The organism is Staphylococcus pasteuri (genome assembly GCF_003970495.1).
Classification (GTDB): domain Bacteria; phylum Bacillota; class Bacilli; order Staphylococcales; family Staphylococcaceae; genus Staphylococcus; species Staphylococcus pasteuri.
The window spans coordinates 5,515-32,024 of sequence record NZ_RXWW01000041.1; the positions used below are offsets into that span (position 1 = coordinate 5,515).

Sequence of the window (26,510 nt, forward strand, 5' to 3'; positions counted from 1 at the left end):
ATGCTATATAAATGCTCATAAGCACCTTTTTTATCAATTAATTGTTGGTGTGTACCCATTTCAACAATTTCACCATTTTCTATAACTACAATTTTGTCTGCATGAGTAATTGTTGAAAGTCTATGTGCTACGATTAACGTCGTACGATCTTTACTTAAAACATCTAGTGCTTCTTGAATAATTGCTTCACTTTCTAAATCTAATGCACTAGTAGCTTCATCTAAGATTAAAATTGGTGGATCATTTAAGAATATACGTGCAATAGATAGTCTTTGTTTTTGACCACCTGATAATTTCACGCCACGTTCACCAACTTCTGTGTCGTATCCATCTTGAAGATTCATTATAAATTCATGAGCATTAGCCATTTTAGCTGCTTCAATAACTTCTTCGTCTGAAGCATCAGGTCGGCCTAGTAGAATGTTCTCCTTAACCGTATCGGAAAATAAGATATTATCTTGTTGAACTAAACCAATTTGATTTCTTAGGCTACCTGTTAAGAAATCTTTAACATTGTGGTTATCAACAAGAATTTCTCCTTCTGTAACATCATAAAACCGAGGTATTAAATTAATAAGTGTTGACTTACCTCCACCACTCATTCCTACGAAGGCAACGGTCTCACCTTTATGAATAGTCAAATTAATATCTTTTAAAATGTCTTGTTCATTTTCATTATATTTGAACCCAACATGTTTTAATTCAATTTGACCATTTTTAATTTCGATTGGTTGAGCGCCAATACCATTTTTTATGTCATAATCTTCATCTATTAATTGGAAGACACGATCCATTGACGCAAAGCTTTGAGTTAATGTTGTAAAAGAAGATACTAATCGTCTTAAAGGACCGAATAATTGTTCTAAATAACCAACGAATGCAGCTAATGTCCCTACTGTAATAGAACCACTTATTGCTAAGTAAGCACCGACACCAATGACAATAATTGGGCCTATATCTGTCACAGTATTAATTGCAGCAAAAGAATATGCATTCCATCTCGTATGTTGAAATGCTTTTTGTAAAAAGTTTTTATTACGGTGATCGAAATTACCCGCTTCATTATCTTCAATTGCAAAGCTTTTAATAACAGACATTCCTTGTACACGTTCATGTAAAAATCCTTGAACTTCTGCTAAAGCTTGAGATCTTACTCTTGTTAATTTTCTTAAACGTCCAAAGAAGAAATAAACCGTTAAGATATAGAATGGGAAAATAAATAATGCAGCAAAAGTCAGTTTAACATCAAGGAAGAACATAATTGTTAATGCTATTATTATTGTTATGCAATCAAGCCAAATATTCATTAATCCTGTTAAAATAAAATCTTTTGTTTGTTCCACATCATTAATCACTCGTGAAATAACTTGCCCTACTTGGTTATTAGCATAGAAACGTGCACTCAATGCTTGTAAGTGATTATAAAGTTGCTTTCTTATATCATATAATATTTTATTACTTGTCCATTGAGCTAGATATTGTCTTATAAATTCAATTGGTGGTCTAACAATTAAAAAGATAAATAGGGCAATACCTATAACTATGGCTAGGTGTGAGTATTTTTCGCTATCACTAAGTGAATGATTATTGATAACACCATCTATTGCATATTTAATAAGCAATGGAATTAACATTGGAATACCAAATTTAATAATACCAACTATAATAGTAGCAATAATACGATATTTATATGGTTTAACAAACTTTAAATATCGTTTAATCATTATTTTAATCCCCCCATATAATATTTTTTAAATTGATCTTTTTAAAATTGAACAGAGGTTGGATATGATGAATCGCCTTGGAATATCATTTCAATTAATCATTAGTATCCATAAGCTAATAATTAATTAAATTATTCCGCAACAATTGACTAACATATCTCAACCTCTGATTGATACGATTAACAAATATAATTTTAGTTAATAGAGATTGTTTTATCTAAACTATCAATGTTTATTTAATTAAATCAATGCAACATTGAATAATATAAACCATCTCATATCGTTTTACATCTAATTTGCTTAATAATCCCTAATTTTTTTATATCGCTCTTTCCAAACTTTGATAAAATCAGGAGCGAAAGGCCCTTTTTTCTGTTCTATCCACTGTTGTAAAATATCTACACTTCTTCTTAAAATAACATCTATATCGTGAGGATAATTCATTTGATTCATATGTTGCTCATACTCATCTTCATCTAATAAATGGTATTTCCCATTAGGATAAACTTTAATATCCAAATCATAGTCGATGTATTTTAAGGCTTCTTCATCACAAACAAATGGTGAAGATAAATTACAATAATAATAAACACCATCTTCACGAAACATACAAATCACATTAAACCAATATTCAGAATGAAAATAGACAATAGCTGGTTCTCTTGTAATCCAAGTGCGACCATCACTTTCTGTTACTAACGTGTGATCATTCCCACCAATAATCACATGATCTGTACCTTTTAAAATGGTTGTTTCAGACCAAACGCGATGAATATTTCCATCATGTTTATAACTTTGAATTTTGATGTCTTGTCCTTCTTTAGGTATGGATTCTTTTACCATACTCCACACCACCTTTATACTTTTTAACCATTTAGATTATATCATATTTTCAAACTACTTCTGTACTTTCACGCCATTAAATTTAAGTATTAGTTAGATTTTATTGGATTATAAATAAGTAAAATGATTTATTATAATTTCTGTTTTGAAGAAACCTATCCTTCAATAAATCTATATATTTTATCCATTGATACTGGAAATGAATAATCATCTCGATTAGATAAATCAAACCAAACCATATTATCAGGTAAAACCTTTTCATTTATATCTATAGTTTCAGGCACACTATAGACTTTAATATTCCAAGTTAAGTGTGTAAATTGATGTTTTAATTTAAATATATGTTCTGGTAAAGGTTCTATGTCATGTTTTAGTTTATGAGATATTTCTGAAATAGCATTAGAGGCTTCAAACATTGGAAATTCCCACATACCATTCAATAACCTTTCCTGTCTTTTTTCTAATAAATATTGTCCTTTATGATTTCGAATTAAAAAGACACTTTGTTCAATGGTTTTCTTTTTAATATTTTTGGTTTTAACTGGTAAATCTAATACTGTTCCTTTATCAAAGGCTTCACAATTTTCTTGAACTGGACAAAACATACAGAGTGGATTTTTAGGTGTACAGATAAGCGCACCTAATTCCATTATTGATTGGTTAAACGTTCCAGCTTCCTCTTGAACATAAGGTAATAACTGTTGTTCAAATGTTTTACGTGTAGATTGGAGCTTTATATCACTGCTATCATTATTTAATCTTGACCATACTCTAAAAACATTACCATCAACTGTAGGGAGTGGATGGTCAAAGGCTATACTCATTACTGCTGCTTGAGTATATGGTCCGACACCTTTTAAAGATTTAAAATTTTCAGGATCAGATGGAACTATTCCATTATAATCATGTTGTACTTCTTTGACTGCATGATGAAAGTTTCTTGCTCGACTATAATAACCAAGTCCTTCCCAATATTTGAGTACTTCATCCTCATTTGCTTCGCTCAAATCGGCTATTGTAGGAAAACGATGAGTGAATATATCATAATAATCTATAACTGTTTTGACTTGGGTTTGTTGTAACATAACTTCACTTAACCATATATAATAAGGATTAGTAGTCTCTCTCCAAGGCATTGAACGTTGATTGTTATTAAACCAATGTACAATATTATCTTTGAAATTTTCTTCTAAATACATATATTTCCCTTCCTGAACAATGATTTAATGTTTCAATTTGATTTTAATGGATATTTTACTTACATGATAAATAAGAATAACACATTATTAATGTGAGTTGATTTTGTTATTCTAACTTTTAGATTATAATATATTATAAATTAAGATGAAAAGAGTGAACATAAATGGACACAGCCACGCACATTGTTATTGGAGTTGGACTTACTGCACTTGCAACTCAAGATCCAGCGATGTCAGGCACATTCGCGGCAAGTGCCACAACACTGATTGCAGGTTCCCTTATACCTGATGGGGATACAGTTTTAAAATTAAAAGATAATTCAACATATATTTCCCATCATAGAGGCATTACGCACTCTATTCCATTCACTATATTATGGCCAATATTAATTACATTTTTAATATTTGTTATATTTAATCACACATCCCCTTTACATATATGGATGTGGGCACAATTAGCAGTTTTTTTACATGTGTTTGTTGATATTTTCAACTCATACGGAACACAAGCTTTAAGACCAATTACTAATAAATGGATACAACTCGGCGTTATTAACACGTTTGATCCAATTATATTTATTATATTATGTATAGGCGTGGTGTTATGGGCACTGGGAGTACACCCGTATTTGGCATTCTTTCCAATAATCGGTATTTTAATAATTTATTATATAATCCGATTTAAAATGCAATCTTTCTTAAAGAAACAAGCATTAAAGCAAATTAAACAAGAGCATAACCCTGTAAAAGTATTTGTAATTCCTACAATGAAATTTATGGAATGGCGTATTGCTATTCAAACAGACGAACATGATTATGTTGGTAGATCACATGGTCGAAATATTGTTTTTAGTGATAAAGTTAAACGTCAACATTTATCTATCGACTCATTATTATGGAAAGTTAAAAGTAATAAAGATATAAGAACATTTTTAAACTTTTCTTCTATATATCGTTGGCAAACAACGCCATTAGATGATGGTTCTACAGAAATTCGATTAATGGATTTAAGATATTTAAATAATGATCATTATGCATTTGTTGCTATTGCCCATCTAACATCTCAAAATGAAATAGATCATTCTTATATTGGTTGGGTATTTAGTGAAGACAAATTACAACGTAAATTATTCGCAAAATAATAATAGCCAAGGTTCAAGGACATGTAATAATGTAATCCTTAAAAGTAAACTGCTTAAGTTAACTTGATGGATATGCAAAATACATGAGTCCTATACCTTGGCTTTTTATATTTTAATTATTATTTTTATCAATTTCACTATTGTCACTATCTTTTATATGATTAGCATTACTTAAAAAATGATTAGATTGAATAGTTGATTGTGTATTTTTATTTTTATTTCTATATTTAGCATGAGATACAAAATGAGATAACGCAAAATTAATTAAACATAATATCAAGATGAAACATAATATATATAAATGATATGGTATATTAGCTAGACTTACTCTGCCAAACAACACTGATTGCGCTAAACCATTAGTTACATAATAAAATGGATTTAACATCAATACATGTCCAATCATTGTCAAATGTGTTTTAGGAACATAAATAATTGGTACTAAAATAAATTCTATAACACAAAATATATAAAAATATATATCCGCTTTATGATTTAAGATTTTTACTAAACCAAATAACACTGATAGTAAACAATTTAACACTATTGTTACTAACATAAAATATATTGTAGCTAGTAATGAACTTTCAAAATTAATTGGTTTCCATATTGCAATAATTGTCATTAATACAAATAGTAAAATACCTCCAGCAATTGTAGTAACTACTATGGGTGTTACTGGGGATATTTTAAACGATTTAGTAATCATATAATCTTTAGCGTATATTTTATAACATAAAAATAAGCTGAGGACGATATACCCATATGCTAATAAAGTTAAAAGTCTATATAACCATACACCTTGTATCATTTCTGTTGCGTTTGTCACCTTGAAAAATATTTCTACCGCAAATATTAAGACTAACCCAACTATAAAACTTACCGTAAACCATTTCCATAAGTTTTTAACATGTTTTAAAGAATAATTTAAAACGTGTGGTAAATTTTTAAAATAAATAATTATACTATCGATCATACTTACACCTACAATTCAATATATATCCACTTATTATCTTTCATATCGGCAATAAAGTATCCATCACCAGATTTACAAATCCAAACATCTTTATTAATGTTGAATTTATCTTTCAATTCACTTTTATTAACAATAGGCATTACAAAACCGTTTAACTGATCATCATCATTAAAAATCATCTTAATCGGTTGAGAAGTTACATTAGCAACAAAACGATTATCTTCTTCAGGTACTAGTGATTTTTTTACTGTATCGTGGTCTTTGTGTAAATGACTATTGAAGTATTCTACATACTTACTATAGTTGGATTTAATATATGGAGATAAAGTTTTGAAACTATGCTTTTCATACAAACCAGCTGGATTAAAATACTCTAGTTTACTTTTAGCTACGGTATAATTTTTTCCACTTTCATTTAATCGATAATTTTTACTATTTTCTCCATCAATAGTAACGACACTATATTTAGGTAATGTTAGATTATTTGAACCTGAAATTTTAACGCTTCCTTTTAATGCTATTCCATAAGCTAATTTATTTTCATATGTATCTTTAGTTTGTGTTTGAAGTGGAGTTTGATTCCCCGCTGAGATATTTATTATTCCTAAATTATTAAATAAAAGAATGCCCATAAGTGCTAATCCAATTATAAAACTGGTCATTAAAGTCCAAAATCTTACCAAAAATATTGGTGGTTTGGCATGATTATAGCGTTCAATTCTTTTAAAATTATAAGTCATCTCAGGCATTCTTGTTCGACTTTTTTTCCAATCAAGATCAAATGATGAAAGTTCTTCTTTTGATTCAATACTTTTTCGGTCTCTTTCATGATCTTTAAATACAGGAATTACTTGTTTAAGAGACCCTTCCATACGAATCTGTCCGTGTGAGACCCAAGTAATATAGTTACTCACTTGTTCTATTTTATCAACGTCATCATCAATAAAAACAATCGTTTGGTTATGATTGATATAATCATTTGATAGCTCTATCGCTCGATTTGTAAAAGATTCATCTAAATATTGAAGAACATGATTCAAAATAATGATATTGGATTTAGATGATCTGGCTATACTTAGTAGTAAATGAGCAAATTCTTGTTTGGTTAATTGTGAAACGAGTTGTTTTTCATCTAAATGGGCATATTGAATGACTTGATCGTATTTATAATCAGAGACTTTATATGGAAATAGTTCAACAATGTGCTTAACGTAATCTTTCACAGTTTGGTTTACAATTTTTCGGTCTTCAATATCTCCATAATATACATGATCACTTTGAACTAATTTTCCTTTATCAGGGTGAATAGATCCTGATAATAATCTACCTATTAATTTTTTAGAAGAACCTGGTTCACCGATAATACCTAAGGCCTCACCTTGATAAATATGTAGTGAGACATTATTTAAATCAATATCTTCAGCGGCGTATCCAAAAGGTAAGTACCATTTTTTAGTTTTTTTATTTCTATAATAATGAGTAACTTTAAGTAACTTTAAAACGATTGAACTTCCCATTTCTTTTCATCCTTCTATAATTTTAATAATGCAATTGGTAAACCTTCTTCGGGTTCGCTACTTTTAATTCTAAATCCCCAAGCGAATATACCTTTTAATCTTTCCACTTTAAAATATTGATCACTGCCATCATTTAATTGATAGATTCTGCCTAATTCAATTTTATTACGATCAACTAAATAACTTTCAGCTACAATTACTTTACTTTGATAAACGTCATATTCATTCAAAATACCGTTCATTTCTGCTTTTCTCATTTTTTCTTTATAAGTTTGTATTTCATGTCTTAATTCTGGCTCAGACATTTCACTCAATTTCTTCTGTTCCATTTTCGATACCACTTTCTTCTAATTTAGATTTAATTTTATCATATTTATAGCCTTTTCTCATAAGCGTTTCTATCGTTTTTCTTACTAGTTGTTGCCCTTCATATTTTCTTTGATGCTTTTGATATGTTTTTTCTAAATCAGTTTGTAACATATCGTCAAGTTGTTCTTCGTCCTGTGAAAAATCAAGTTCATCCATGGCTTGTTTGATTTTTTCTATCGTAAATCCTTTTTGCATTAAAGCAGTCATTGTTTTTTGTTTAACTTTTGAAGTTGGACCTTTTTTAGTTTTAATTACTTTACTCGCTACTTTGATGATATCTTCCATTGGTTGTTGTTCTATGTATAGAGCAGTATATTCATCTATAATATTAGTTTCAATACCAGCTTGATACAATTTTTGTTTATAAGTTTCAGGTCCCTTATCCGTTGTATTGATCATAGTGTTTTTCAAACTTTCAGCATAATCATAATGATCTATTAATTTTTCTTGGTAACAATAATCTATCACTTGTTGCAGCGCTTCTTCAGAAATATCATTTTTTATTAAATGTTGACGTACTTCTCTTTCAGTACGCTTTCTAAATGAAAGATATTGAATTGCTATATTTAAACCTCTTCGATAATGGTCATATTTTTGAATCTGCTCCATTTCTGCAGCTTCTAGTACTTGATCTTTCTTTAAATTAAATTTAACAAGTGTATCAATATCTATTCCCATCTCAAATTGATTATCGAGATATAGATTAAAACGTTCTTTGTTCTTCTTTTGTACTTCTAATTTAGTGATTTTAGGCATGATACACCTCCTCATAAACATTGTATATATCATATTATGACATAGTTCAATCATTAGCAATAAAGTCACGCTTTATAAAAATAAAACCCCTATCATATTTACAATGTTCAACATTACATAGTTACTGTAATTTATTCGTACTAACATTGCATATGATAGGGTAATTGTTATTGACCTAGTTGGGCCATTGCTTCCTCATATTGGTCATCGGATATATAATCAAGTTGTTTCATTTTTTCTAAATTGGTTTTAACTCTATTCGTAAAATTATCTGACATGTCATCAATATTATATACACTTGGCGCATTAACTTTGCTTGCTAAAATTGCGCTTTGTAATACACTAATTGTATTCAAATTTTGATTGTTTTTATTAGTTGTTGCGCCGAAGTAATGATTTGCTGCACCTTCAACAGTATATTGATTATCTCCAAAATATATATTATTTAAATAAAAACTAAGTATCTGATTTTTATCATATTGTTTTTCTACTTTATGTGCTACAAACAGTTCTTTTACTTTTCTTGTGAATGAACGTTCGTTGTCATAATAATAATTTTTAACAACTTGTTGTGTTATTGTACTACCACCTTGAACATCATGATCACTCAAAGTAGAAAATAAAGCTCTTGTTGTTCCTTTAAAATCAAAGCCATGGTGTTTATAAAATCTTTCATCTTCTAATGAAATAAAAGCACCTCTGACATATTTTGGCATTTGATCTGCCGAAACATAATCACTTTTATTTTCAATCGATTTTAAATCGTCTACATTAGCTCTCGATGATAAAAAAAACATTAATCCTAAGAATAATACTAATATAATCGCTAATGTAATAAGTATTTTTAAAAAGATACGTTTACTTTTCTTTTTTTTAGGTGGTTTCCCTATTGGTTGATAATAAGTATTATAGTGAGGTTCACGCATATCTCGTTGAGGGAATTCATTAGATTGTGCATATCTGTCGCTTCTTTTCATGCATTTACTCCTTTACTCAAACTCACTGTTATAATGTGAGTTTACCAGTAGTTGAAACCATTAGCTATAGTTTATAGTAAAAATCAGTCCCAAGGTGTACATATTTGACTATTATTTAATATATACAATTCACTCATTTATTACTTCCATATCAACTTTTACAAATAAAAAAGACTTATTGAACTAAATCAATAAGCCTTTAGATTTAATGTTTTATACTAAACAATCATTAGTCTTCTAATTGTTTTACGATTTCTCTATTGAAATCATCTAAATCATCTGGTGTACGACTTGTAACGATATTGTTATCAACAACTACTGATTCGTCTACAACGTGCGCACCAGCATTAGATAAGTCTTTACGTACATTTAATACTGCAGTTAATGTACGACCTTTTAAGTCATCAGTATCAATTAATACTTGTGGTCCATGGCAAATTGCAAATGCTGGAACATCATTAGAAGTAAAGTATTTAGCGAATGTACCAAATCTACCTTCTGCATCACCACGTAAATGGTCTGGTGCAAATCCACCAGGAATTAGAACAGCGTCATAATCTTCTGGTTTTGCTTCGCCGATACCAACTTGAACAGTTGCTTTTTCACCGTGTTTACCAACGACTTCTTCGTTAGCATTAGTGCCAATAACTACTGTTTCAAATCCAGCATTTTCTAATGCCTCTTTCGGACTTGTAAATTCTATATCTTCAAATTCATTTCCTAATAGAACTGCTACTTTTTTACTCATAATATGATCACCTTTCTATTGTGCGATTATATTTATTGTATTCACGTTTAAGTTTAAAGTTAAACATCTTGTACTAAATTTTTTAATCGTCACTAAAGTGTCATTAATTATGATTAGTGAATTATTTGGAAACTTGTTTTACTTTTTCTTCTAATTGATCTAGTAAACCAATCCATTCATCAATGTCTTCAACACGCACTTCATCAGGGTTTACATGATCAATATCCTCGATAAATTTGTTTAATCTCGTTTTGATTTGTTCTATAGTTTGTTGTTCACTCATTTAAAATAGAGCTCCTTTGAAATTTATTTTTGTTATATTTATCCTAACAGAATTTGACAAAAAGAGATATAATCTTAATAATGTTTACTGTACTTTTTACAAATTTTAAAGAGCTGACACAGGTTTTGAGGAAACGTGAAACATAGTATTTATAATATGGATATATTGAAAAATTTTAACTAGTATATATGTTCACAACTCCTCTTTGTCACACTCTTTTTAGGAGAAGTTTTAATGATAATAACAAATAAAAAACCTATTTCAATACACAATGATCCTTGGGAAGCTTATAACGATGTCATTGATAATGGCCAACTCACTTTAAGTAATATCGAATTTACAACAACCAATTTATGTAATATGAGATGCAGTCATTGTGCTGTTGGTTACACTTTACAAACTAAAGATCCAGATCCTTTACCAATGGATATTATATATCGCCGTTTAGATGAAATTCCAAATTTACGTACATTGTCTATAACAGGTGGCGAACCTATGTTTTCGAAAAAGTCTATTAAAAATGTAGTGAAACCACTATTAAAATATGCACATCAACGTGGGATATATGTACAAATGAACTCTAATTTAACGTTACCACAAGACCGATATCTTGATATTGCAGAATATATAGATGTTATGCATATTTCACATAACTGGGGAACCATTCAAGAATTCACAGATGTTGGCTTTGGAGCTATGAAAAAGCAACCGCCAATTAAAGCAAAATTAAAACTATACGAGCAAATGTTAGACAATGCAAGTACTCTTTCTGAACAAGGAATGTTTGTATCTGCTGAAACAATGCTCAATCAAAGCACATTACCTTACTTGGATAAAATTCATAATGAAATTGTTAATGATATGAAGTGTAGTCGACATGAAGTACACCCTATGTATCCAGCTGATTTTGCAAGCTCTTTAAATGTCTTATCTTTAAAAGAAATGAAAGAAGCGATACATCATTTATTAGATATACGTGACCAGGATACTTGGATGTTATTTGGTACATTACCTATTTATCCATGTATTAATGATGAAAACGATCAACAATTATTACAACGTTTAAGAGATGCAAAAAATGTCACAATGAGAAATGACCCTGATGGGCGTAGTCGTTTAAATGTAAATGTATTTACAGGTAATGTCATTGTTACTGATTTCGGAGATGAAAATGGTACTATTTCAAACATACAAAAAGACAGATTAACAGATGTATTTAATCAATGGCTCACTTCTGATTTAGCCCAATCTTTAAATTGTCATTGTTCTGAATATCATTGTCTGGGACCAAATGTGTTAGTGAAAAATATGTATTACCCTGATACTGATTTCCGCCAAAAAGAAATTGAAATGCATGCAAAACATATCTTTTCATAATTTATAATCATAATGCTTAGCAAACTAAAAAGACCTAATGAAAAATTTATAGTTTCATTAGGTCTATTTATATGCAATTCTAAATAAGCTTTTATCTAATTTTCAATATGTTGAATTTTAGATAAATACTCAATAGTGTTTTTACTTTCATCACGTCGTTCTTTGCGACGAGCGACACGTTGAGGAGCTGTTTCATGGAACCATTTTTCAACTTTATCTTCTGGATAAACTTGAGGAACGCGTACAGGTTTACCATTCTCATCTAAAGCTACAAAGGTTAAAAAGCTAAGTGCAGCTAATTTACGTTCTCCTTCAAAGACATCTTCAATAATAATTTGCACACAAATTTCCATTGAACTACTACCCGTATAAGAAACCATTGCTTCGTATGAAAGGATGTCCCCATTCTTGATTGGTAATAAGAAATCTACTGAATCTGTTGAGGCAGTTACTACTGAATTACCAGCATGTTTCACAGCAGTAATTGCTGCAATTTCATCTACATTTGCCATTAAAATACCGCCAAACATCGTATGAAGATGATTAGTATCTTGTGGATACACTTGACTTGTTTTAATACTTTTAGATTCAGACATTGCTTTTTTATTTACTTGTTCTTTAGTCATTCATATCTTCCTATCTCTCTATGAAATTTCCCTACTGTACTTGGTATTTACGACTTATTTTGCCCAATTTCCGTTTTCGAAAACGAGTTCTTTTGAGCCATCTTCTAAAATACCATAAATGGTTAAATCAGCACTACCTATCATGAAATCTTCATGAACATTTGAATCATTTAAACCACTTGCAATTTTTTCTTCAGTTGTCATTTCAGTTCCACCTTTAATGTTGAAACCGTAAGCAGATCCTAACGCTAGATGACAGGATGCATTTTCATCAAATAACGTATTATAAAAAATAGTGTTTCTATTTGAAATTGGAGAATCATCTGGTACTAGTGCTACTTCTCCCAATCTACGTGCACCTTCATCTGTATTTAATAAATCTTTTAAGACATCTTCGCCCTTTTCTGCTTTAAAATCAACAACAACTCCATCTTTAAATGTTAAAGTGAAACCGTCAATGATATTACCGTTAAAGCTTAATGGTAATTTATTTGTTACATAACCATTTACATTATTTCTATCTGGCGCTGTGAACACTTCTTCTGTAGGGATATTAGCAATAAATGCTTGTTGATTTCCATTTACATAGCTAGTAGCATCTTCCCATATATGTCCCTGTGGTAACCCTACAACTAAATCTGTACCTTCAGAAATATAATGTAACGCTTTATATTGTTTATCTTGCATTCTTTTAGCATGTTTACTTAAATTACTTACATGTGTTTTCCAATTTTCTACAGGGTCATTACCATCTACTCTTACTATATCAAACACTTCTTCTATAAATGTTTCATAAGCTTCTTCTACTGATTTATCAGGGTATACTCTTTGAGCCCATGCTTTTGATGGAAATGCTGCAACCACCCAAGGAAATTGATTTTTTTGGCTTGCTTCCATATATCCTTTATAACCTTTGGAATATTGCAATTGAAATGCTTTCAATTTATTAGAATCAATACCATTTAATAAATCTGGGTCTTCAGTTAATATTGCAAGGTTAGCAGCGCCTCTTTCTACATAATCCATACGTGCATTAACATCATAAGATTTAACTTCATTATTCTCAAAATGGTCTACAGTTTCGTATTCAAATTTCATACGTTTTAATTTTGGGTCTGAATAATCGACTCTTACATCTGATGCACCAGCTTTATATGACTCTTCTACAACTAGATGAGTTAATTCTAAAGCTTCGACAGATGAGCGTATAAATACTGGCTGTTTTTCTTGAACATTCATGCCTACTTTAACTAGTAGTTTGGCATACTGTTTCAATTTTTCTTGGTAGTTACTCATTTAGACTCCCCCTTTATTGTCTTAATTCTCCTAGTGCATCTGCAATAGCAGTCACTTCGCTAGGTGAAAATGAATCTTTTGAAGTTACAAATTGATGTATTTCTTTAATTTCATTTTGATCAGCATCTTTAAATTTATCAGGATCAATAAGCGCTTTATTAACTATATTTAACTTTTGTCTTATTTCGGTAATCATTTCTTCATTTGTAGTTGCCAAACTTCTCACCTCTTTACCTTAGTATTCTATCAAACTAACATAATTTATGGAACTTTAATAGAATTTGAAAAAATTTGCTTTCTAATTGTTTGAAGAACCAGTAAAATGGGGATATAATTACATAGTTTGGAGGAATTAATATGGTAGACGTAGCTTTCGTATGTCTTGGTAATATCTGCCGTTCTCCAATGGCTGAAGCAATCATGAGACAAAGACTACAAGACAGAGGTATAACTGGTGTCAAAGTTCACTCTCGTGGCACTGGAAAATGGAATTTAGGTGAGCCCCCTCACGAAGGGACTCAAAAGATTTTAAATACACACGGCATTCCATTTGATGGTATGATTAGTGAACTTTTTGAACCAACAGATGATTTTGACTATATTATTGCAATGGATCAAAGTAATGTAGAAAATATTAAAGCAATTAATCCTAGCATAAAAGGACAATTGTTCAAATTACTAGAATTTAGTAATATGAAAGAAAGTGATGTACCTGATCCATATTACACTAACAATTTCGAAGGTGTTTATAAAATGGTACAATCATCATGTGATAATTTAATTGATTACATCGTCAAAGATGCAAATTTGAAAGAGGGGTAAAATTATGGAAAACAAATTCATTCCTGGAGTATTATTAGGCGCTGTTATCGGTGGCGTAGCAACATTAGCTGATAAATCAACTCGTAATTCTTTAAAACAATCATTCTCAAATGTTAAAGAAGGTAAAAAATCTCAAAAACCTTCTAAAGTAAGTAGCATTAAAGATGAAGTTATGTACTGGAAAGATGTTATCGAAGAAATTCGTCGTAATAACCCAGAGTTAGAACGTTCTATTAAAGATGCAAAAGATACTTTTGTTAATAGAAAAAATGAACGTATTGGAAAATAATAGTTAATTATTAGATGAATTATGAATTAGAATTTTGTAATAATAAATCACTATTTCTTAATTAACTATTCAAATAGAGTGAAGATATTCAATAACTGTTATCCCACTCCATTGAAACGGGGGTGAGTTTAGAGGTTGAGCTATTAAATGATTTTTAGCTTATTGGTAACTAAAATTAGTCTCCAATAACCAAAAATTAACTCAACTTCATCTCACTCCCTTTCTTTACAATTTTAATTAAATTAAAATGTGTTTAAATATAATATTCAAATTATTAAAGGAGATTGTTATGTCAAAGAAAGAAAAAACAAGTTCCAACTTCCTTAATTCTGCTAAAGAATATGAAGATAACAAAGATCAACAAAATAGTGATAACAAAATTAAAGTCGATCGTACATACATTGAACCTCAAGAATTTCAATCTAAGACACCAAAAAAGAAGAATCAGGTATTCTTCCTTTCAAGATTAAACAAACCTGCAAAGTATACTAAAGATTCGAACTTTTTCTCTTATTTGGTATATAGAATTGGTAAGGACGATGCATCAGGTTTAGCAGCTCAAATGACATATCACTTTGTTCTTGCTATGTTCCCTATGCTCATTTTCTTATTGACTTTATTACCAGTTTTTAATATCGATCAAAGTCGTATTACTGATATGTTAAGTAGTGCACCATCAGAAACATCATCAATTATTAAAAGTGTTATAGGCGATGTTACTAAAAATTCAAGTGGCGGCTTACTATCTGTCGGACTGATCTTAGCAATATGGTCTGCATCAAATGGTATGACTGCCATTATGAATTCATTTAACGTTGCTTACGATGTTGAAGATAGCCGAAATGGTATTTTACTTAAGCTTTTAAGTGTTGTATTTACTATTGTAATGGGATTTGTATTTTTAATAGCTATGGCTTTACCTACCCTTGGTTCTGCTATTAGTCATTATTTATTCGGTCCATTAGGTTTAGACTCACAAATTAAATGGATATTTACTTTACTTAGAGTGGTATTACCTCTAATCATTATTTTACTATTATTTATAGTATTGTATTCGGTAGCACCTAATGTTAAAACTAAATTTCGTTCAGTATTACCAGGTGCAATATTTACATCAGTCATTTGGTTACTAGGTTCATTTGCATTTGGATGGTATATTTCTAACTTTGGTAATTATTCTAAAACTTATGGTAGTATCGCTGGTATTATTATTTTACTGATCTGGTTATACTTAACAAGCTTTATTATTATCATTGGAGCAGAAATTAATGCTATCATTCATCAACGTAATGTAATTAAAGGCGAAACACCTGAAGAAGCTGCTTTAAAACATGATGATAACAACCAAAATCATTATAATGAAGATACAACTTATGAATATAATGATAACCGTGAATTAGGTTCACAAGAAGATTATAATATCGATAAAGATGCTAAAGATAAGTACCAAGAAGATCAAAGTACAATTAAAGATAAAATTGTAGATAAATTTAAAAATAATGATTCAGAAGAAGATAAAAATTCTTAATTATTATATATTAAAGGCCAAGACGGATTGATGTTCATCAACCGCTTGGCCTATTTGTTTGTAAAATTTTATATCATGTAATAACTATCTTTATTGGATAAGATTATGTTGAAATGCATAAATTACAGCTTGTGTTCTATCTTGTACTTCTAATTTACTTAATATATTACTAACATGTGTTTTAACAGTTTTAATTGTAATATGTGAAGCACTGGCAATTTCCTGATTGGAATAACCTTTTGCAATTAATAATAAGATTTCCATTTCTCTTTCTGTTAACATTTCATATAATTCTGCACGTTTTTTCATTCTATTTCGCATTTTCACTAATACTTCTGGTTCAAAAACAGATTCACCATTATAAGTTTTACGAACCGCTTCAGCTATATCACTTGCACTAGTTGTTTTTAAAATATAACTATCTACACCTGCATCTAAAGCACGATAAACTTCTTTATCTTCAATAAAACTTGTTAACATAACTACTTTAATTTGTGGTAAATCTTTTTTTATTTCTGTTGTAGCTTCTACACCATCCATATCATCCATTAGTAAATCCATCAATATTAAATCGGGTTGCAATTCATGCGCTTTAGCTATTGCATCTTTACCAGATTCTCCTTCACCTACTACTTCAATGTCGGATTGTGTTGATAAATAACTTGATATCCCTATCCTAACCATTTCATGGTCATCTACAAATAATACTTTAATCGCCATAAGAATCCTCCTTGTTCAATGGGGCTTTAACTTCTATACGTGTTCCGGAATCAGGTAACGAAACGATATGGAATGTAGCACCAATTTCTAATGCACGTTCTCTCATATTTTTTAAACCATAGCTTTGTTCCAATTTTTCATCTACATTAAAGCCTTTACCATTATCTTGTATACGTAATAATAAATAATCTTGTTTATTAAATAGTTCAACCGTCACTCTAGTGCCATTAGAATGTCTTAATGTATTTGAAATAGCTTCTTGAGTAATTCTAAATAAATGATCTTCGATACCTTTAGGAACTTTAAATTCTTGTATTTCATGTACAACTTTCATCGGAACTTTCTTTTGAAGATCTATAACTAAATCTTTAATTCCTTCACCTAAGGACTTATCTTTCAACCCTAGAGGTCGTAAATGTAATAATAAAGCTCTCATTTCAAGTTGTGAATCTTGTACCATTTTCTCTAAAACTGGAATTTGTTGGTCTAATGGGGGTTCTAATTTAGTTTCTTTAATCGCTGATAACATCATACTCGCAGCGAATAATTGTTGACTTACTGAGTCATGTAATTCTCTAGCTAGACGTTGTCTTTCGTCTTCAATAATCTTTTTAACTTTTACATCGTTCATGTTGTAGTTTTCATTAGTTAAGTTTTGTGTTTTCATTCTTAATCGATGTAATTCCTGATTTAATGGTACAAGTGTATGATATATTTCCAGTGTTTCACTATATAATTCTATATTTTGGTCATTGATACCAACTGTTTCACCTTCAATAGATCGTTCTATTTGAGAATTAATCCAGTCATTCTGTTGATTAATTTTATAAGCTAAAACAGAGCCTACAATGATACATAATAATATCACTATGATATTTAAAAATAAGAATACAGGTATGCCAAAAATCTGTGTATAGAACATACCTTGAAAATAGATGATGTTAACAAATACTTTATCAATAAATAAAAATGCGGTTAACATACTATACGTTAAAATGAGCATAGAGCCTATTGCTCTTATATAGTGATTCATCTATAAATCACCTCTACGTCTCCAATAAATGTTGATACGTAGACATTGACAGTGTAATTTTCTTCTTTAGTTTTATCTTCAACATGTATATTATTATTCTCTATTTTATATGATTTTTCATTAACATATGCTGATCCATAAAATGCAGCTGCATGTATATTGATATTATAATTTAATGGTACGATCACTTGTACCTTACCTAATATATGTCTAACAACAATAGTATTATTATCTTTGATATTTGCTGCTTTTGTTAAATCAATATGAATGTCACCAATTCCATGTTGAATTTGGACATCTTCCCATTTATATACATAGACAGGTGTTCGTTGTTCTCCAAACCATTTCTGTTTAATGAATGCTGGAGATGACACTTCCTCTTCTGTTGCCGTTACTTTTAATGGTTTGAATTTAAAAATTAAGTATCTAACAATTAGCAATAATAAAAATATAAATAAAATGATAATCGTATATTTATTAGACAATAAAGTGAAAGCGATTAATAGTGCACCAATCCAAAATGCAAGCAAGCCCCTCACTTTATGAAAATATATATATCCTACATAAACTAGCACGCATCCTAATAGTAAAACGAGTAGGAACCCTATCTTTTCAAAGAATATATAATAAAAATTAGCAATAATCATTAATGCTGTAAAAACTATCAACAATTCTGTTGATATATATTTATGGGTCATGGTTCGCCACCTTTCTATGCCACAGCACTCATATAATGAATTAAATGACACTCTTTTTCAATAGTCATTTTTTCTTTTGTCTGTTCACTTATTTTAGTTTCTATTTGTGCATAATAAGCCTCAATATGATTTAAGTAATTTCTTAATGCTGCAATTTCATGATCATGTACTTCTTCTGCACATTGGATATTATATAAATCTGCTATATCTATATATTTATTTTCTAATGCTAAAGATATACTGTCAATTAACTTTTTGAGCTGTGCTCTCTTCCCATTTAAATATGCTATATAACTTTCAATACTTTTTATTTTTTTATCTAGTTTCATTTTATATTCATCGATATTATATCTTAATGACGATTTAAAAATGTGATTTAAATAATTCTCCATATAATTCATAGAACCACCTCACCATTGATTAGGTTCTATTATAAAACAATTCCGAAACCTTAAGTAATAGGCTCCGGAACCATATCGTATTAGTCCTTTAGTCCTAGATTAAATCATAATCATTTACTTTAATTATTTAAGGACTGTCTTAATTTTATATTAATTATCTATTTTTGTTGTTAGTAAAGGACCATCTTTAGTAACAATGACAGTATGTTCAATTTGAGCAACATAACTTTTATCACTTGTTTCAAATGCCCATTCATTTTTACCTTCAGTTACAAACGTAGCTTTAGATGAAATAAATGGCTCAACTGCAATGACAAGTCCTTCTTTTAATAATGTTTTATCTTTTGGATCATAGTAGTTCATGACATGATTAGGTGCTTCATGTAATGATTGACCTACTCCGTGACCTGTTAAATTCTTAATAACTGTTAAATCATTTTGACGCGCAGTTGCATGAACTGCTTTACCAATATTACTTAATTTCGTGCCTGGTTTCACTTTAGCCATTGCATTTTCAAATGCCATTGTCGCTACATCACATACCTTTTGTTTTAAAGGATCTGATGCTTCACCTACAACAAATGAAATGCCTGTATCAGCATAAAATCCGTTTTTTAGTGCTGATACATCAATATTAACTAAGTCACCTTCACGAATAATACGTTTCCCTGGAATACCGTGAGCGACTTCTTCATTCACACTAATACATGTTTGACCTGGGAAGTTTTCGTCATGAATTGGTGCAGATAATGCGCCATGTTCTTCAAACAATTCTTTTGCAATATTGTCTAATTCTTTAGTTGTAATGCCTGGTTTAGTTTCAGCTTGCATTGTATCTCTTACTTTAGCGCAAATATATCCAATTTCTTTTAGAGCTTGTAGTTCTTCATCTGTTTTTACAATCATTTTTATCCCGTTCCTTTATATTTATATTCTATCTTATTATAGCAAAAATTTTTTGATATACTAAATATGAATGCATTATAAAGTATTTATTTTGTTTGTATAAGAAAGAGAATTTGAAAAAGCGATCTACGTTTTAAAAATTCCCTTTTTAAGGGGGACAACAACTTGAATGAAAAATGGTATAAACATATTATTGGTGCACGTACAATTAAGACAGGCTTAGCAACCTTCTTTACTACTGTGTTTTGTATGTTATTAAACTTAACACCAATTTTTGCCATATTAACAGCAATCGTAACCATAGAGCCTACTGCTAAAGCATCTATTAAAAAAGGCTATCGTCGTTTACCAGCTACAGTTATTGGAGCTTTATTTGCTGTTGTATTTACATTTATTTTTGGGGATCAATCACCGTTTGCATACGCCTGTAGTGCAACGTTTACGATATTGGCTTGTACTAAATTAAATCTACAAGTTGGTACAACAGTTGCTGTTTTAACTTCAGTTGCTATGATACCTGGTATACATGAAGCTTATGTATTTAATTTCTTTTCACGTTTATTAACTGCTTTAATTGGACTTGTTACTGCAGGACTTGTAAATTTTATGATTTTACCGCCTAAATACTATAGTCAATTAGAAGATAATCTATATAGATCTGAAGATAAAATGTATGACTTATTTAACCAACGTTGTCATGAGTTACTACTTGGACGATTTCAATCTGATAAAAGTAATAAAAAAATCATTCAAATTAGTAACTTAAACCAAAAAATTGACTTATTAACTGGATATCAACGTGATGAACTTACTTATCATCAAAATAAAGCCGAAGATTGGAAAAAGCTTAATAAACTAACTAGTAGGGCTTATACTAATAGATTATTAATGACACACCTAGCCAATATTATTTATTTACCTAAAGATGCCTATGTATTCTTTACTCCAGATGAAAAGTTAGCAATATTAAAAATAAGTACAAGTATTAGCCACATTCTATGTGATGGTACATTTAAGCGTGAACGTAAATCAGCTTCAACTTTAAAATCTTCAGTAAAACAACTTGAAGAATTCGATCAGAATCAAATTAAAAGTCATCTTATATATGAAATTTTATTAATCTATAAAATATTAGATCATCGCTATGCGTAAAAAATATTTTCAAATGAAAGAGACTGAGACATAAATCCTAGAAAAATAGCCAGTCAATGAGTTTATCCAAAAAACTCATTGACTGGCTTCTTTATTTATAATACTTCGTATTATCGGCTCGCTTTCTTAGGGGACAGCTTCAGCCTGTAGTCTTCAGCTTGTCCTGTTCCCTTAAGAGTCTCGCCAAAATACATCGAATTTATATGTAATTTTACATCAAAACACTTTAAAAAATAAGGCCCTTTCGTATAATTTAATAAACATCACTAAACTAAATTAACGAGGTGCCTTATGTATAAAGATTATAACATGACTCAACTTACACTACCAATGGAAACTTCAGTTCTTATCCCCACAAATGATATGTCACGACATGTTTTAATACTTATTTATTTTTGTTTGCACGATCAATTAAAACTTGTTTAGCCGCTTCTTCTTCTGTGTTGTCTAATTGTTTTGGTTCAAATGGAATACCTTTTCTTTCACAGGCTTTCTCTAATAGGTAATCAGTGATTTCATGATTTTTAGGTAAAATCGGGCCATGTAAATATGTTCCTAATAAGTTCTTATAATGAATACCTTCTTGTCGATCTGTATCATTATTACCGTATCCATGTGTCACATGTCCTAAAGTACCAAAATTATGGAATGTTCTACCGCCATGGTTTTCAAATCCTACAATTGTACCAAATGTATCACTTTCTATAATAATATCTCCAGTTAAGCGATTTTCTTTGGATTCAGTATAAAAGTCTAAAATGCCTAAACCATCAAGTTCTGTCCCATCAGGTGTAATATATTTCGTTCCTAAAAATTGATAGCCACCACAAATTGTCAGACCTGGCATACCATCTTCAATTGCTTCTTTCAGTGGTGTTTTAATTTTACTTAATTGTTTCGTTGCTAGTGATTGTTCACGATCACTTCCCCCACCGATAAAGAAGATATCACAGTCTTCAAATGTAACATTGTCTGTTTCATTGATTTCAACAACTTTAAGCTGAATATCACGTTTTTTAGCTCTCATTTTTAATGCGATAATATTACCTATATCGCTATATAAGTTTAATTTATCAGACATAAAATGATAAATTGTCAATTCATGCTTCATTATGATTGTCCTCCTTCAAAAGAACGATTCAATTGTTCTAGCATTGGTGATAATGAAGTATAGTTTGGAATGGCAACAGTAAATCCTGTGTAATCCATTGTTTTAGCAGTTGCTTTATAAATATCTCTTTCAAGTACTACTGGAACATCTACTTCTGCTAATTTCAATCTTAATTGTAATTCTTCAGCACGATTTCCTGTTACTATGATAGCTTCTATATCTTGATTACTTAACTTCTCAAAATCAGCATCATATATCCAAGAAGTGTCTCGACCATCTGCAGCATTGTCATTTAAACTAATAACATACACTTTACGTCCTTCTAATTGTTCACCTACTGATAAGCTAGCATTCATTCCAGCTGGATTTTTCGCTAAATTAATCATTGCTTCTTTTTGGTTCAATGAGAAGTATTGCATACGTCCATTGTCAGAGGTATATGTTTCAAAACCTTTTTGAATAGATTCATCATTTAAACCAAGTTCTCTTAAAACAGTATATGCTGCTAGCGCATTATAAGCATTAAAATCCCCTGCTATTTTCATATTAAATGACGTTTCACCAATATTTAATTTAAGGAATGGTGAAGTTTCAAATGAAGTCACTTCATATTTAGGTTGTTCACGCTTAAATCCGCATTCACAATGATAATGACCGATTTGATTGTAATGGATATAATCGTATTCAAGTAAACGACCACAATTTGGACAATATCTACTTTCGTTCATAGTACTTTGTTCAAATTCATGTGCGTGTGCTTTCATGCCATAATAAACACGTGTTTCACTAGCAATTTTAAGACGACTAACAAACGGGTCATCGGCATTTAATAATAATTTGATACCTTTATCGCTAATTGATTTAGCAATATTGTTAACCATGATGTCTATTTCACCAAATCTGTCCATTTGGTCTCTAAAGAAGTTGGTAAATACCATCATTGACGGCGTTACTTCTTTAAGTACTCGTGGTATTGATCCCTCATCTATTTCAATAATTGCAATTTTTGTTTGCTTTGTTGTTTGCATAATAAAGGCGGATGTAATTCCTGCTGCCATGTTCGCACCTTCATTGTTATGGATAATATCGATATGATTGGCTTTTAATGTGTGTCCAATTAAGTTAGATGTCGTCGTTTTTCCGTTAGTACCACTAATAAATACAATATCATCTACTTGTTCGGCTAATTTTCTTAATATATTTTGATCGACTCTACGTGCGATTTGACCTGGTAAGTCAGTTCCATTTTTACCCACGGCTCTACTTGCCTTACGCGCTAACTTCGCTAAATGGGTTGCAGTCCATTGTCTCATTTGTTTCCTCCCTATTACTATTCACTCGCATAATTATAACACGCAGAGGGTATAACTAAAAAGATTCTCAATTAAAAAGATAAAAATGCACCCTAGATTATAATAATTATTATTTACGAATGAGAATAAGTTTGTTATACTCAGTTTAGTTAGTAAGGAAAGTAATTAAATTATTTAATATGAGGTGAATAAAAATGTTAAACAAAGAACTTTTAGATGCATTAAATGAACAAATGAATCATGAGTATTTTGCTGCTCACGCATATATGGCGATGGCATCTTATTGCGATTCAGAATCATATGAAGGTTTCGCAAATTTCTACATTCAACAAGCAAAAGAAGAAAGATTCCATGGTAAAAAAATCTATGACTACATTAATGATCGTGGTGGTCATGCTAAATTTACAGCATTACCAGCACCTAAAGTTGATTTCAATTCTATTTTAGAAACATTTAAAGATGGTTTAGCTCAAGAACAAGATGTTACAAAACGTTTCTATAATTTATCTGAAATTGCACATAGAGAAAAAGACTACGCTACTATTTCATTCTTAAATTGGTTCTTAGATGAACAAGTTGAAGAAGAATCAATGTTTGAAACACACATCGATTATTTAAATCGTATCGGCGACGATTGCAATACTTTATATCTTTATGAAAAAGAACTAGCAACACGTTCATTCGACGAAGAATAATACAATTAGGTTTTATTGAACTCTAAAAGTTATTTTTTAATAGTTGAATAATAACTAAAAGGTTTGTTTCCTAACTTATTTAGGAGACAAACCTTTTCTTTTTTGAGGAGGTTGTGGTGCTTTCCTTATTACTTCTTTAATTGGTTGTTCTACATAAGTGATATGTGTCATTTTGGTATAGACCATCTATTCATCCTTATCCTATTTTAATAAGTATTAACTCAGCTCAATCTCTAATTGAAAATATTTTTGTGAAATCTGATTTATTATGATTTATACTCATTTTGATGTAAAGTAAATGATATTAGTCATGTATTAAAGGAGTTGTCATATACAAAATGAAAAATGCATTTGTTGCGTTGGACTTTGAAACTGCTAACGGTAAACGTACCAGTATCTGTTCAGTAGGTATGGTCAAAGTCATTGATAATAAAATTACAGAATCATTCCATACATTAGTTAATCCAAATGATTACTTCTCAGAACAAAATATTAATGTTCATGGTATTCACCCTGAAGATGTAGTCTCTTCTCCTGATTTCGCTTATGTATATCCATATATGATGCAATTTATAGAGGAACTTCCCGTAGTTGCACATAATGCAGCATTTGATATGAATGTATTGCATCAAAGTATTCAATCAATTGGTTTAGAAACACCCCATCTTACCTATTTCTGTTCATATCAATTGGCCAAACGCACGGTTCAATCTCACCGATATGGATTGAAACATATGATGGATTTTTATAAGTTAGATTTTCACGGTCATCATGATGCATTAAATGATGCTAAAGCTTGTGCTATGATTACATTTCGATTATTAAAACACTATGATGATTTGTCTAGTATGTTAAATATTTATGGTAAAGATTTAAAAGATAAAGGCTAATAATGAAGTATTTTACTTACATTACTAGCCTTTATAAAAAGTCATATATTGTCATATTTCGATAAGCTGATTGCTCTAAATTTCCTACTGTTACACCAATTAATCGGATTGGTATATCAGGATCTTTTAATTCTGTATAAAGCGTATAAGCAATATTATATATATCAGTCTCTGAATTAACTGGATCTCTTAGACTTGTCTGCTTTGAGAGTGTTTCATATTGGTATGTTTTAATTTTAACTGTCACCGTTTTTCCGGATTTTTGTAATTTATTAAGTCTCTCTGCTGTTTTCCCTGATAATTCCCAAACCTTTCTCAAGATTTCATCATCATCATTTACGTCTGTTGCAAAAGTACGTTCAGTTCCAACTGACTTACGTATTCTTGTAGCTTTCACCTCATTGTAATCTATACCTCTTGCCTTATTATATAGACCTCGTCCTCTCTTACCAAATAAACGTATTAATTCAAACTCATCCTTATTATATAAATCTTGCCCTGTAAAGATATTATTATTATGCATAACCTTTTCAGACGCTTTACCTACTCCTGGAAATTCCCCTATGTCCAAATTCATTAATATATCGTGAACGTTGTTATAATCTATCACTGTAATACCATTGGGTTTATTCATACCACTTGCTAATTTAGCTAAAAATTTATTATAAGAAACTCCTGCTGAAGCAGTTAATTCTGTTTGTTCTAAAATATCTCTTCTAATGAAATTAGCAATTGTTGACGCAGGTAAATCCGGTCTAACTAGATGTGTTATATCTAAATACGCTTCATCTAATGACATAGGTTCAACTATTTCAGTATAACTACGAAATATATCCATTATTTGTTTAGATGCTTCTCTATATGCATCAAATCTACTCGTAACATAATAACCATTCGGGCATAATTTATGCGCTTGAGACATGGGCATAGCTGAATGTACACCGTATTTTCTTGCTTCATATGATGCTGTGGAAACCACACCCCTATTACTTGCTTTGCCACCGACGATCACAGGTTTTCCTTTTAATTTTGGATTATCTCTCATTTCAACTTGTGCAAAAAAGTAATCCATATCAATGTGTATAATCCTTCTTTCTTCCATGTATTCACCGCCTTTCG

General features: G+C 30.3%; 29 protein-coding genes. 8 read left to right on the top strand and 21 right to left on the bottom strand.

Annotation, left to right across the window (positions count from 1 at the left end; all coding sequences use genetic code 11):
• The 3 genes from CD121_RS06610 to mutY form a co-directional block, all read right to left on the bottom strand.
• A partial coding sequence (locus CD121_RS06610; protein WP_143565115.1) for an ABC transporter ATP-binding protein occupies positions 1 to 1,724 on the bottom strand: 1,724 nt, incomplete at its 3' end.
• Positions 1,725 to 2,024: 300 nt separating this feature from the next.
• A complete protein-coding gene (ntdP, locus tag CD121_RS06615) occupies positions 2,025 to 2,567 on the bottom strand; it encodes a nucleoside tri-diphosphate phosphatase (RefSeq protein WP_002452360.1) in 543 nt (180 codons plus the stop codon).
• 155 nt (positions 2,568 to 2,722) lie between these two features.
• The gene (mutY, locus tag CD121_RS06620; RefSeq protein ID WP_126567672.1) at positions 2,723 to 3,766 is read right to left on the bottom strand and encodes an A/G-specific adenine glycosylase; all 1,044 of its coding nucleotides are present in this window, start codon (positions 3,764 to 3,766) and stop codon (positions 2,723 to 2,725) included.
• A gap of 164 nt (positions 3,767 to 3,930) precedes the next feature.
• Between mutY and CD121_RS06625 the strand changes: the two genes are divergently transcribed.
• Entirely contained in the window at positions 3,931 to 4,908 is a 978-nt protein-coding gene (locus CD121_RS06625) for a metal-dependent hydrolase (RefSeq protein WP_126567673.1), read from the top strand.
• Between the two features lie 112 nt (positions 4,909 to 5,020).
• Here CD121_RS06625 and CD121_RS06630 read toward each other — a convergent pair whose 3' ends face one another.
• The 7 genes from CD121_RS06630 to CD121_RS06660 form a co-directional block, all read right to left on the bottom strand.
• Positions 5,021 to 5,884, bottom strand: a complete 864-nt coding sequence (locus tag CD121_RS06630) for a hypothetical protein (RefSeq protein WP_126567674.1) — start codon at positions 5,882 to 5,884, stop codon at positions 5,021 to 5,023.
• Between the two features lie 8 nt (positions 5,885 to 5,892).
• A complete protein-coding gene (locus CD121_RS06635; RefSeq protein WP_126567675.1) occupies positions 5,893 to 7,401 on the bottom strand; it encodes an ATP-binding cassette domain-containing protein in 1,509 nt (502 codons plus the stop codon).
• 14 nt (positions 7,402 to 7,415) lie between these two features.
• Positions 7,416 to 7,730: a YfhH family protein gene (locus CD121_RS06640; protein ID WP_017637841.1), complete on the bottom strand. Its 315-nt coding sequence runs from the start codon at positions 7,728 to 7,730 to the stop codon at positions 7,416 to 7,418.
• Complete coding sequence (gene recX / locus CD121_RS06645; RefSeq protein ID WP_017637842.1) at positions 7,708 to 8,526, bottom strand: recombination regulator RecX; 819 nt, start codon at positions 8,524 to 8,526, stop codon at positions 7,708 to 7,710. The genes CD121_RS06640 and recX overlap by 23 nt, the downstream gene beginning before the upstream one ends.
• Positions 8,527 to 8,693: 167 nt before the next feature.
• Positions 8,694 to 9,503 (bottom strand): monofunctional peptidoglycan glycosyltransferase SgtB, encoded by an 810-nt coding sequence (sgtB, locus tag CD121_RS06650; protein WP_029056005.1) that lies wholly within the window; start codon positions 9,501 to 9,503, stop codon positions 8,694 to 8,696.
• Positions 9,504 to 9,732: 229 nt separating this feature from the next.
• On the bottom strand, positions 9,733 to 10,251 hold the full coding sequence (locus tag CD121_RS06655) for a type 1 glutamine amidotransferase domain-containing protein (protein WP_017637844.1): 519 nt from the start codon (positions 10,249 to 10,251) through the stop codon (positions 9,733 to 9,735).
• 121 nt (positions 10,252 to 10,372) lie between these two features.
• Positions 10,373 to 10,534, bottom strand: coding sequence for an SE1561 family protein (locus CD121_RS06660; RefSeq protein WP_017637845.1), 162 nt, complete (start codon positions 10,532 to 10,534; stop codon positions 10,373 to 10,375).
• A 234-nt stretch (positions 10,535 to 10,768) separates the two neighbouring features.
• Here CD121_RS06660 and yfkAB point away from each other — a divergent pair, with 234 nt between their 5' ends.
• Positions 10,769 to 11,911, top strand: coding sequence for a radical SAM/CxCxxxxC motif protein YfkAB (yfkAB, locus tag CD121_RS06665; protein WP_017637846.1), 1,143 nt, complete (start codon positions 10,769 to 10,771; stop codon positions 11,909 to 11,911).
• A gap of 95 nt (positions 11,912 to 12,006) precedes the next feature.
• On the opposite strand, the gene CD121_RS06670 is transcribed toward yfkAB, so the two are convergent.
• Genes CD121_RS06670 through CD121_RS06680 form a run of 3 tightly spaced genes read right to left on the bottom strand, consistent with a single transcriptional unit; the run spans position 12,007 to position 14,029 of the window.
• A complete protein-coding gene (locus tag CD121_RS06670) occupies positions 12,007 to 12,537 on the bottom strand; it encodes an acyl-CoA thioesterase (protein WP_017637847.1) in 531 nt (176 codons plus the stop codon).
• A gap of 54 nt (positions 12,538 to 12,591) precedes the next feature.
• Positions 12,592 to 13,833, bottom strand: a complete 1,242-nt coding sequence (locus CD121_RS06675; protein WP_046467434.1) for an aminopeptidase — start codon at positions 13,831 to 13,833, stop codon at positions 12,592 to 12,594.
• Between the two features lie 13 nt (positions 13,834 to 13,846).
• Positions 13,847 to 14,029, bottom strand: coding sequence for a DUF1128 domain-containing protein (locus tag CD121_RS06680; RefSeq protein ID WP_037555624.1), 183 nt, complete (start codon positions 14,027 to 14,029; stop codon positions 13,847 to 13,849).
• 161 nt (positions 14,030 to 14,190) lie between these two features.
• Here CD121_RS06680 and CD121_RS06685 point away from each other — a divergent pair, with 161 nt between their 5' ends.
• The 3 genes from CD121_RS06685 (at position 14,191) to CD121_RS06695 (ending at position 16,472) form a co-directional block, all read left to right on the top strand.
• Positions 14,191 to 14,655, top strand: coding sequence for a low molecular weight protein-tyrosine-phosphatase (locus tag CD121_RS06685; protein ID WP_017637850.1), 465 nt, complete (start codon positions 14,191 to 14,193; stop codon positions 14,653 to 14,655).
• A gap of 4 nt (positions 14,656 to 14,659) precedes the next feature.
• Positions 14,660 to 14,944: a hypothetical protein gene (locus tag CD121_RS06690; RefSeq protein WP_017637851.1), complete on the top strand. Its 285-nt coding sequence runs from the start codon at positions 14,660 to 14,662 to the stop codon at positions 14,942 to 14,944.
• A 289-nt stretch (positions 14,945 to 15,233) separates the two neighbouring features.
• The gene (locus CD121_RS06695) at positions 15,234 to 16,472 is read left to right on the top strand and encodes a YihY/virulence factor BrkB family protein (protein ID WP_017637852.1); all 1,239 of its coding nucleotides are present in this window, start codon (positions 15,234 to 15,236) and stop codon (positions 16,470 to 16,472) included.
• Between the two features lie 90 nt (positions 16,473 to 16,562).
• Here CD121_RS06695 and vraR read toward each other — a convergent pair whose 3' ends face one another.
• From vraR to map, 5 genes are all read right to left on the bottom strand, one after another.
• The gene (vraR, locus tag CD121_RS06700; RefSeq protein ID WP_017637853.1) at positions 16,563 to 17,192 is read right to left on the bottom strand and encodes a response regulator transcription factor VraR; all 630 of its coding nucleotides are present in this window, start codon (positions 17,190 to 17,192) and stop codon (positions 16,563 to 16,565) included.
• Positions 17,182 to 18,225 carry a sensor histidine kinase VraS gene (vraS, locus tag CD121_RS06705; protein ID WP_017637854.1) on the bottom strand — a complete coding sequence of 348 codons (1,044 nt, stop codon included), beginning with the start codon at positions 18,223 to 18,225 and terminating at the stop codon, positions 17,182 to 17,184. Before vraS ends, vraR begins: the two co-directional genes overlap by 11 nt.
• On the bottom strand, positions 18,222 to 18,923 hold the full coding sequence (vraT, locus tag CD121_RS06710; RefSeq protein WP_126567676.1) for a cell wall-active antibiotics response protein VraT: 702 nt from the start codon (positions 18,921 to 18,923) through the stop codon (positions 18,222 to 18,224). Before vraT ends, vraS begins: the two co-directional genes overlap by 4 nt.
• A gap of 14 nt (positions 18,924 to 18,937) precedes the next feature.
• Positions 18,938 to 19,324 carry a DUF2543 family protein gene (locus CD121_RS06715; protein WP_017637856.1) on the bottom strand — a complete coding sequence of 129 codons (387 nt, stop codon included), beginning with the start codon at positions 19,322 to 19,324 and terminating at the stop codon, positions 18,938 to 18,940.
• A gap of 150 nt (positions 19,325 to 19,474) precedes the next feature.
• Positions 19,475 to 20,230 carry a type I methionyl aminopeptidase gene (gene map, locus CD121_RS06720; RefSeq protein ID WP_017637857.1) on the bottom strand — a complete coding sequence of 252 codons (756 nt, stop codon included), beginning with the start codon at positions 20,228 to 20,230 and terminating at the stop codon, positions 19,475 to 19,477.
• Between the two features lie 165 nt (positions 20,231 to 20,395).
• Here map and CD121_RS06725 point away from each other — a divergent pair, with 165 nt between their 5' ends.
• On the top strand, positions 20,396 to 21,382 hold the full coding sequence (locus tag CD121_RS06725; RefSeq protein WP_029056008.1) for an FUSC family protein: 987 nt from the start codon (positions 20,396 to 20,398) through the stop codon (positions 21,380 to 21,382).
• Between the two features lie 385 nt (positions 21,383 to 21,767).
• Here the strand turns inward: CD121_RS06725 and gatD are convergent, their stop codons facing one another.
• Together gatD and murT are read right to left on the bottom strand one after the other, a co-directional pair.
• The gene (gene gatD / locus CD121_RS06730; protein ID WP_126567677.1) at positions 21,768 to 22,493 is read right to left on the bottom strand and encodes a lipid II isoglutaminyl synthase subunit GatD; all 726 of its coding nucleotides are present in this window, start codon (positions 22,491 to 22,493) and stop codon (positions 21,768 to 21,770) included.
• Positions 22,493 to 23,806, bottom strand: coding sequence for a lipid II isoglutaminyl synthase subunit MurT (gene murT, locus CD121_RS06735; RefSeq protein ID WP_017637860.1), 1,314 nt, complete (start codon positions 23,804 to 23,806; stop codon positions 22,493 to 22,495). The genes gatD and murT overlap by 1 nt, the downstream gene beginning before the upstream one ends.
• Positions 23,807 to 24,000: 194 nt before the next feature.
• Here murT and ftnA point away from each other — a divergent pair, with 194 nt between their 5' ends.
• Together ftnA and CD121_RS06745 are read left to right on the top strand one after the other, a co-directional pair.
• Entirely contained in the window at positions 24,001 to 24,501 is a 501-nt protein-coding gene (ftnA, locus tag CD121_RS06740; RefSeq protein WP_017637861.1) for an H-type ferritin FtnA, read from the top strand.
• Between the two features lie 338 nt (positions 24,502 to 24,839).
• Positions 24,840 to 25,391: a 3'-5' exonuclease gene (locus CD121_RS06745; protein ID WP_017637863.1), complete on the top strand. Its 552-nt coding sequence runs from the start codon at positions 24,840 to 24,842 to the stop codon at positions 25,389 to 25,391.
• Between the two features lie 31 nt (positions 25,392 to 25,422).
• Here CD121_RS06745 and dinB read toward each other — a convergent pair whose 3' ends face one another.
• Entirely contained in the window at positions 25,423 to 26,493 is a 1,071-nt protein-coding gene (gene dinB / locus CD121_RS06750; protein ID WP_017637864.1) for a DNA polymerase IV, read from the bottom strand.
• Positions 26,494 to 26,510 lie beyond the last annotated feature (17 nt).